Genomic DNA, 7349 nt, shown 5'->3' with positions numbered 1-7349 from the left:
CCCCGGGCGGCGCGGCTGCTGCGCGGGGCGGCGCCCGCGGCCGCGGCCGAAGCCGCGCGGATACCGCTCGCCGATTCCGCCGTCGTCGCGCTCGCCCTGCCATTCGGGACCGCGCTGCCCGACGCGTCGGGGGTGCTGGTCGCCACCGGGGAACGCGGAGTGGACGCCAAGGCCTGCACGCTGTCGAGCAACAAGTGGCCGCACCTCGCGCCGGCCGAATCGGGGGGCGTCCGGCTGCTGCGGCTGTCGTACGGCCGGTACGGCGCCGCGGAGATCGTCACTGAATCCGACGCGGACCTCGTCGCCCGGGCACGCGGCGACCTGCACTCCCTGCTGGGCGTCGACGCCGCGCCGGTGGACGTGCACGTGCAGCGCTGGCGTGGCGGTCTGCCCCAGTACGGAGCGGGCCACGACGGCCGGGTCGCCGCGGTGGAGTCGGCGGTGGCGGGGCTGCCCGCCCTCGGTGTCGCCGGCAGCGCCTGGCACGGGGTGGGCGTGCCCGCGTGCATCGGCGGGGCGCGCGCGGCGGCGGAATCGGTCGTGGCGGACATCACCCGCTGATGCCGGCGGTGTGACGCCCGCGACGGCCGCCGCCCCGTAGTCGGTGGCAGGATGAGGGCATGGCGAAACTCGATTACGCGAAGCTCAACTCCACCATCCGCTATCTGATGTTCTCGGTGTTCCATGTGACGCCGGGCGAGTTGGGGGAGGACCGTTCGGCCGCGATCGCCGAGGCCGAGGAGTTCTTCGGCGGCCTCGAGGGGCGCGGCGTCGAGTTGCGCGGGCTCTACGACATCCAGGGCATGCGCGCCGAGGCCGACTGGATGATGTGGACCCACGCCGAGCGCATCGAGGACCTGCAGCAGGTGTACGCGGACCTGCGCCGCACGACCGCGCTGGGACGCGCGAGCACGCCGTACTGGAGCAACGCCGCGTTGCACCGGCCCGCCGAGTTCAACAAGAGCCACGTGCCCGCGTTCATCGCCGGCGAGGAGCCGGGTGACTACGTCTGCGTGTACCCGTTCGTCCGCTCGTACGACTGGTACGTGCTGCCCGACGAGGACCGGCGCCGCATGCTCGCCGAGCATGGCATGGGGGCCCGCGCCTACCCGCACGTGCGGGCCAACACGGTGCCGGCGTTCGCGCTGGGCGACTACGAGTGGATCCTCGCGTTCGAGGGGCCGGTGCTGGCCGATATCGTCGACCTCATGCGCGACCTGCGCGCCAGCGAGGCCCGCCTGCACGTGCGCGAGGAGGTCCCGTTCTTCACCGGGCCGCGGGTGCCCGCCGCCCGGCTCGTCGAAGCCCTCCCCTGACCTGGATGGCCCTCTCACCCGCGAGGCCGTGCGCACGCTCCGGTGCGCACGGTCTCGCGGGTTATCGGCCTGTCCACCCCGCTAGGCCTGCTTGAGTCGCAGCGAGATCGAGTTGATGCAATACCGCTGGTCGGTGGGCGTCGGATAGCCCTCGCCCGTGAACACGTGGCCGAGGTGACTGTGGCAGTTGCGGCACAGCACCTCGGTGCGCACCATGCCCATGCTCGCGTCCTCACGGAGGATCACCGCATCGGACTGCGCGGGGTCGAAGAACGACGGCCAGCCGCAGTGCGAGTGGAACTTCTCGGTGCTGCGGAACAACTCGGCGCCGCAGGCGCGGCACTCGTAGACGCCCTGGTCGGTGGTGTCGGTGTACTCGCCGACGAACGGGCGCTCGGTGCCGGCCTGCCGCAGCACCGCATACTCGTCGGGTGTGAGGTGCGCGCGCCACTCCGCATCGGAGCGCTCGACCTGGGGGGTTGGCAACTGTCCGGAAGTCATGTCCCCACGGTAATACTCTGCGCACCCGACGGGCCATCGCCCGGGCTCCCGCCCCGCCCGTCCGTCCCGTCGCCGTCCGCAGAAGGATTCCCGGCCGGTGCGCCCCGGCCCTGCCCGTCTCCGCGGCCGTGAGGGGGACGCTGCGCGGCCGCACTCCGGGCGGGTCCGTCCGGCGGGGGCGGGTCGATGCCGCCGTCCAGCCGGCCCTGCGCCCGCGCCGTGAGGTACCGATTGAGCAGCACCGCGAAAATGACCACCAGCAGCAAGGCCCAGCCGAAGGTGGCGCGCAGCGATTCGATGGTCTTGCCGGTCATGATGAACCGTGAGGAGTACCAGCTGTCGAAGCTGAGGAACAGGTAGGCCGCCGCCCACGCCGGCCAGGTGCGCACCACGGAGTTGCGCAGCACCACCGTCATCATCAACGGGAAGATGAGCATCGAGTAGTACTGCTGGCCCAGCGACCCCAGCAGGAACGACGCCGTGAGCAGCACCCCGGCGCCGGTGCACAGGTAGAACCGTTCGTCGGCGCGGTGGAAGCGGAACAGCAGATACAACGACACGAGCACCGTCAGCCCCAGCAGGATCCGCACAACCCACACCAGCGGCTCGGCGACCCCGAAGTAGGCGCCCGCGCCGACGAGCGCGCTGTTGAAGTAGTCGCGCGCCTCGGTGAGGTAGGGGAGCGTGTGGTTGATGAACGCGGTCGAGTCGGTGATCAGGGGCCACGCCGCGGCGTTGAGGATCAGCGGGATGCCGATGGCCGCCACGAACGGGCGCCACTGCTTCTTGAGCAGCGGCAGCAGCAGGATCGGCGCCAGCACCGGTTTGATCGCGATGGTCAGGCCCATGGGCACGCCGGCCCACAGGTGGTGCCCGCGGACCATCAGCGTGAGGAACAGGACCTCGCAGAGCAGGACGATCCCGTTGACGTTGCTGAAGATGAGGGTGTTCGACACGGTCTCGGTGAAGAACATGGCGAACAGCAGCACGGGGGCGGCCACGGACTTGATGCCGTAGTCGAACAGCCGCAGCAGCAGGTAGCCGGCGATGATGATCGCCACGGCGTTGGCCGCGATGAACAGCCACCGCGACCATTCGTAGTTGATCAAGCCGAGCGGGGAGAGCAGCAGGGTGCCGCCCGGCGGGTACAGGTAGTGCGGGGTGACGGTGTCGAGGTCGCCGCCGTAGATGGGCAGTTGCTGCCAGAACCGCCATGCCGCGTCGTAGACGGGGTTGAAGTCGTCGGTGTGCGCCCCCTGCACCGCCAGCGACAGCACGCGGTGGAGCACGGTGAACACGGCGATCGGCCACATCGCGGCCTTGATCGCCGCGGAGCGGGTCCATGCGGTGCGGGGCAGGAGGAGATCGGTCGACGGCACGGGTGCACGGTATCGCGTATCGCTGCGCGGGTGCGCCGGGACACCCCGTCGGTGACGGAGGCCGCACGCTGTATGCGGCGGGGGACTGCGCGCGCCGCGGCCCGTCATGCGCCTCGTACGCCGTGCGGCGCGGATCAGACCGGGCAGGCGGTGCCCCCCGGGGGGATCGCGGCGTCGTCGAGGTAGCGGTCGAGCTGCTCGACGGCGCAGCCCGACCCCCACAGTGCCCCGTGTCCCACCCCCTCCCAGGTCACGGTCGAGGCGGGCGACCCGGTACGCGCGATCGCGGCGGTCACCGAATCCACTGCGCCGGAGCCCACCACCGTGTCCGCCGCGCCGGAGAACAGGAGCACCGGAACGTCGAAGCCCTCGGGCAGATCCGGCTCCTGGTGGGACGGCCAGGAGGCGCAGGTGAGCATCCGGACCGCGGCGTCCGCGCCGAACACGGGGTACTTGCCCGCCCAGTCGGACTGCGCGGTGTGCGACTGGTCCGGCGTGGCCGGCGGAGGCGCGTCGCTGCACTGGGCCACGAACCCGCCGCTGGTGACGGCCTGCGCGTCGGCGAACACGTGCAAGGTGTCCACGTCGCCGCGCGCGGCCCCGTCGATGAGCTCGCCGAGCCTGGCCACCCGCTGGTCCCACGGCAGCGCGGAGTCGGCGAGCGTCCGCCGGACTACGGTGAGGACCGAACCGCTGCTCACGCCCCGGATCAGGCCCATCTCCGCCGAGTCGAGCAGCGTGTTGAGGGTGCGCGCCGGGTCGGGGCCCGCTGCGCAGCCGGTGGAGGTGCAGTCGGAGACGAAGCGGGCGAGTGCCGCCTGATCGGCTTGGGCCCTGCGCTCGGCAGTGGTCGCGGCGTCGACGCGCAGCGGGCCGGGCGAGTCCATGACCAGGCGAGCCAAGTGGCCGGGGACGTTGGCCTGGTACGCCAATGCCACGTCGGATGCGTCGCCCAGGGTGAGCAGCGCGATCTTGTCGACGCCCCAGTAGTTGCGAAGCGTGTCGATGTCGGAGGCGGCGTGCACGGCGTCGAAGGCGTCGACGGCGGGCCGCAGCACGTCGGTGCACGAGACGGTGACGCGGTTGACGGTGTCCATCATGGACTGCGCGCGGGCCACCGGGTCACCGCCGCGCCCCGCGGCGGTGAGGTCGGCGGCGTCGGTGCCTGCGAAGCAGGCGGGATCGGTCGACGGCCCGGTGCCGCGGCGGTCCACGGCCACCACCGGGCGCGCATCGACCACCGCGCCGCCCGTGCCCGTTGCGAGGCCGGCGAGTGCGCTGCGCGAGGACTGGTCGCTGCCCGCCATCAGGACCAGCGGGGCCGCGTCCTGCGGGGTCGCCGCGGTGCGCGCGCGGGTGAGGTCGATGCCCACGTCCGACTGCGAGGTGGCCGGGTCGAGCGGCCCGGTGATCGTCGCGCACTCGATGACGAGGCCGTCCGGGCCCGGGGGAAGCCCGGCGGCGGGGTCGGTGCGGCAGGGCCGCCAGCGCGGCTGCTGCTGCGGTACCCCGGCCTGCGGCGGCGGGGGAGGCGCGGTGGTGGTCGGCGTGGCCGTTGACCCCTGCGCCTGGCCGGCGACCGCATAGTCCGGGGGTATGGAGGGGCCCGCCGCGCACCCCGACAGGGCGGTTCCCGCGATGGCCGCTCCCGCGAGGGCCATTCCGGCGGACGGGTATTTGCCTGATCGACGCACCCCACGAGCGTGCCAGGCGCCGGCCCTCACCGCTCGTCCCGGCCCTGTGCGACGGTCCACCGGGTGAACAACGCGCCGTCGTCGCCGGCGAGGAGGTGCCGGCGGGTCAGCGGTGCGGGCGTCGAGGCCGGGCCCACCGCCATGCGCGGTGCGTTGCCCCCGATGAGGACCGGTGCCACGGTCAGGCACAGCTCGTCCACCGCCCCTGCCGCGAGCAGCCGGCCGGTGAGGTTGGGTCCCCCCTCGCACAGGATCCGGGTCAATCCACGGTCCGCCAGTATCGGTGCGATGTCGGCAACGTCGGGCAGCGTCACTATCTCGGCGCCGGTGCCCGCCAGAGTGCGGACCCGTGCGGCCTCTGCATCCGCGGACACGAGCAGCAAGGGAGCGACGGCGGTGTCGTGGAACACCCGGTGCGACGGGTCGATGCGCGCCGACGCACTGACCACGGCTATCCGCGGGATCTCCGGCCGGCCCGCGGCGACCCGCCGCCGGCGGTCCTCGGCAGGGATCCGCGCGCCCCCGTAGTTCTCCGCGCGCACGGTGCCGGCGCCGACCACGATGACGTCGGCAAGGCTGCGCAGCAGACCGAACACCCGGCGGTCGCCGGGGCCGCCGAGCCCCCCGGACCGGCCGTCGACGGCCACAGCGCCGTCCACGCTGGTGATGAAGTTGACCCGCATCCAGGGGCCACGTGACTCCGGGTAGGCGTACAGGGCGGCCAGCCGGCCCGAGGAGAGCGGACCGACGGGGGAAGGCGCATGGCCCCCGGCGGGCCCGTCCTGCTCGGCAGCGGGGGCATCCAAGGCTGTGAACTGGATCGCATTACTGTCACGGTGCACGGGGTCGATCACATCACATCGCTTAAACTGCCGTAATGCTCCAGCATCTCGTCGACCGCAACCCCCAGGTCCCGTCGGACCAGCTCGTGGGCCAGCTCACGCCGCCGGCGATGTTCGATGACGTCAGCTTCGCCTCGTACATTCCCGACCCGGCGGAACCGTCGCAGACGGAAGCCGTGCGGGCGGCGGAGAAGTTCGCGAGCGGCCTGGGCGACAAGAAGGGCAAGCGGGGCCTGTTCGGCCGCAAGAGCAAGACAGCCACCGGCTCCGGGCTCTACCTCGACGGCGGGTTCGGTGTGGGCAAGACGCACTTGCTGGCGTCGATCTACCACGCGGCCCCGTCGCCCAAGGCGTTCGGCACCTTCGTCGAGCTCACACACGTGGTGGGTGCGCTGGGCTTCAACAACGCCGTCGAGCAGCTCTCCGGGCACAGCGTGCTGTGCATCGACGAGTTCGAACTGGACGACCCCGGCGACACGATGCTCATTTCGCGCCTGCTCACCGAGCTTTCCGCGCAGGGCGTATCGATAGTGGCCACCTCCAACACGCTGCCCGGCCAGCTGGGGGAGGGCCGCTTCGCCGCGCAGGACTTCCTGCGCGAGATCCGCAGCCTGTCGTCGATCTTCCAGGCGATCCGGGTCGACGGGCCCGACTACCGCCACCGCGACCTCCCGCCGGCGCCCGACCCGGTGACGTCGGACCGCCTGCACGAACTGGCCGAGGCCACCGACGGCGCCAGCCTGGACGAGTTCGACGCACTGTGCGACCACCTGGCCAAGTTGCACCCGTCCCGGTACAAGAAGCTGGTGGAGGGCGTGTCCGCGGTATTCATCGACGGTGTGCACGCGGCACGCGACCAAGCCGTGGCGCTGCGGCTGGTGGTCCTGGCGGACCGGCTCTACGACGCGGGCGTGCCGGTCACGGTGGCGGGCGCCCGTCTCGACGAGATCTTCACCGAGGAGATGCTCGCCGGCGGCTACCGCAAGAAATACCTGCGTGCCACCTCGCGGCTGTTGGCGCTCTCGCGGTTCAGCGTCGCCTCAGCGGGCTAACGCCGGCCGCTACACCGCGCGGGTCATCACGTAATCGTCGTGCACGTCCGCTCCGACCATGAACGTCTTGGTGCCCGCGACGACGAAACCGTGCTTGCGGTAGAACCGTTGCGCCCGCGTGTTCTCCTGATTCACGCCCAGCCACGCGCCGGCGTCGCCCCTCACGCGGCATGACTCGAGCACCGATCGCATCAGCGTGCCGGCGACGCCGGTGCCGTGTGCAGCGGGGGCGGCGTAGAACTTGCTGATCTCCGTCGCCGGGGTGTGCGTGAGGAGCCTGGCGATCGACTCGTCGGCGGGCGGAGCGTGCACGAGCATGGCATAGGCCACCGCGGATCCGCCCTCGCGCGCCAGGAACAGGGTGCGGCGCGGGTCCGCCAAGTATTCGGTGAACCGGGCCGCGGACAGGTGCTCGCCGACGAACACGCGCACGTCCGCCTCGGTGACCCCGGGTGGGCAGGCAAGGGGGAACGTCTCCGCGGCAAGGGCGGCGAGCTCGTCGGCGTGCGCCGGCGCTGCGCGCGTGATGCCGGATCCGACCTGCAGTGTCATGCCGCCCAGCATG

The 7349-nt window shown here is 72.0% G+C and carries 8 protein-coding genes; 3 read left to right on the top strand and 5 right to left on the bottom strand.

From position 1 onward, the window contains the following. Together JJ683_RS03385 and hemQ are read left to right on the top strand one after the other, a co-directional pair. On the top strand, window positions 1-561 hold a 561-nt coding region (locus JJ683_RS03385; protein ID WP_200171248.1), incomplete at its 5' end, for an FAD-dependent oxidoreductase. A gap of 59 nt (window positions 562-620) precedes the next feature. Then, a complete protein-coding gene (gene hemQ, locus JJ683_RS03380) occupies window positions 621-1316 on the top strand; it encodes a hydrogen peroxide-dependent heme synthase (protein WP_200171247.1) in 696 nt (231 codons plus the stop codon). 81 nt (window positions 1317-1397) lie between these two features. On the opposite strand, the gene msrB is transcribed toward hemQ, so the two are convergent. The 4 genes from msrB to JJ683_RS03360 form a co-directional block, all read right to left on the bottom strand. Next, complete coding sequence (gene msrB, locus JJ683_RS03375; protein ID WP_200171246.1) at window positions 1398-1817, bottom strand: peptide-methionine (R)-S-oxide reductase MsrB; 420 nt, start codon at window positions 1815-1817, stop codon at window positions 1398-1400. After that, window positions 1814-3196 (bottom strand): glycosyltransferase family 87 protein, encoded by a 1383-nt coding sequence (locus JJ683_RS03370; protein ID WP_307810662.1) that lies wholly within the window; start codon window positions 3194-3196, stop codon window positions 1814-1816. Before JJ683_RS03370 ends, msrB begins: the two co-directional genes overlap by 4 nt. A gap of 134 nt (window positions 3197-3330) precedes the next feature. After that, a complete protein-coding gene (locus JJ683_RS19580; RefSeq protein WP_200171245.1) occupies window positions 3331-4890 on the bottom strand; it encodes an alpha/beta hydrolase in 1560 nt (519 codons plus the stop codon). A gap of 26 nt (window positions 4891-4916) precedes the next feature. Then, window positions 4917-5732: a pyrimidine reductase family protein gene (locus JJ683_RS03360; protein WP_307810661.1), complete on the bottom strand. Its 816-nt coding sequence runs from the start codon at window positions 5730-5732 to the stop codon at window positions 4917-4919. A gap of 35 nt (window positions 5733-5767) precedes the next feature. Here JJ683_RS03360 and zapE point away from each other — a divergent pair, with 35 nt between their 5' ends. Further along, window positions 5768-6784, top strand: coding sequence for a cell division protein ZapE (gene zapE, locus JJ683_RS03355; protein WP_200171244.1), 1017 nt, complete (start codon window positions 5768-5770; stop codon window positions 6782-6784). 9 nt (window positions 6785-6793) lie between these two features. On the opposite strand, the gene JJ683_RS03350 is transcribed toward zapE, so the two are convergent. Beyond that, window positions 6794-7336: a GNAT family N-acetyltransferase gene (locus JJ683_RS03350; RefSeq protein WP_200171243.1), complete on the bottom strand. Its 543-nt coding sequence runs from the start codon at window positions 7334-7336 to the stop codon at window positions 6794-6796. Window positions 7337-7349: the final 13 nt, after the last annotated feature.

Origin of the sequence: Tomitella cavernea, assembly GCF_016599145.1 — a bacterium.
Classification (GTDB): domain Bacteria; phylum Actinomycetota; class Actinomycetes; order Mycobacteriales; family Mycobacteriaceae; genus Tomitella; species Tomitella cavernae.
The sequence above is the reverse complement of the archived record's forward strand: the minus strand, read 5'-3'. Positions and strand labels throughout refer to the sequence as shown.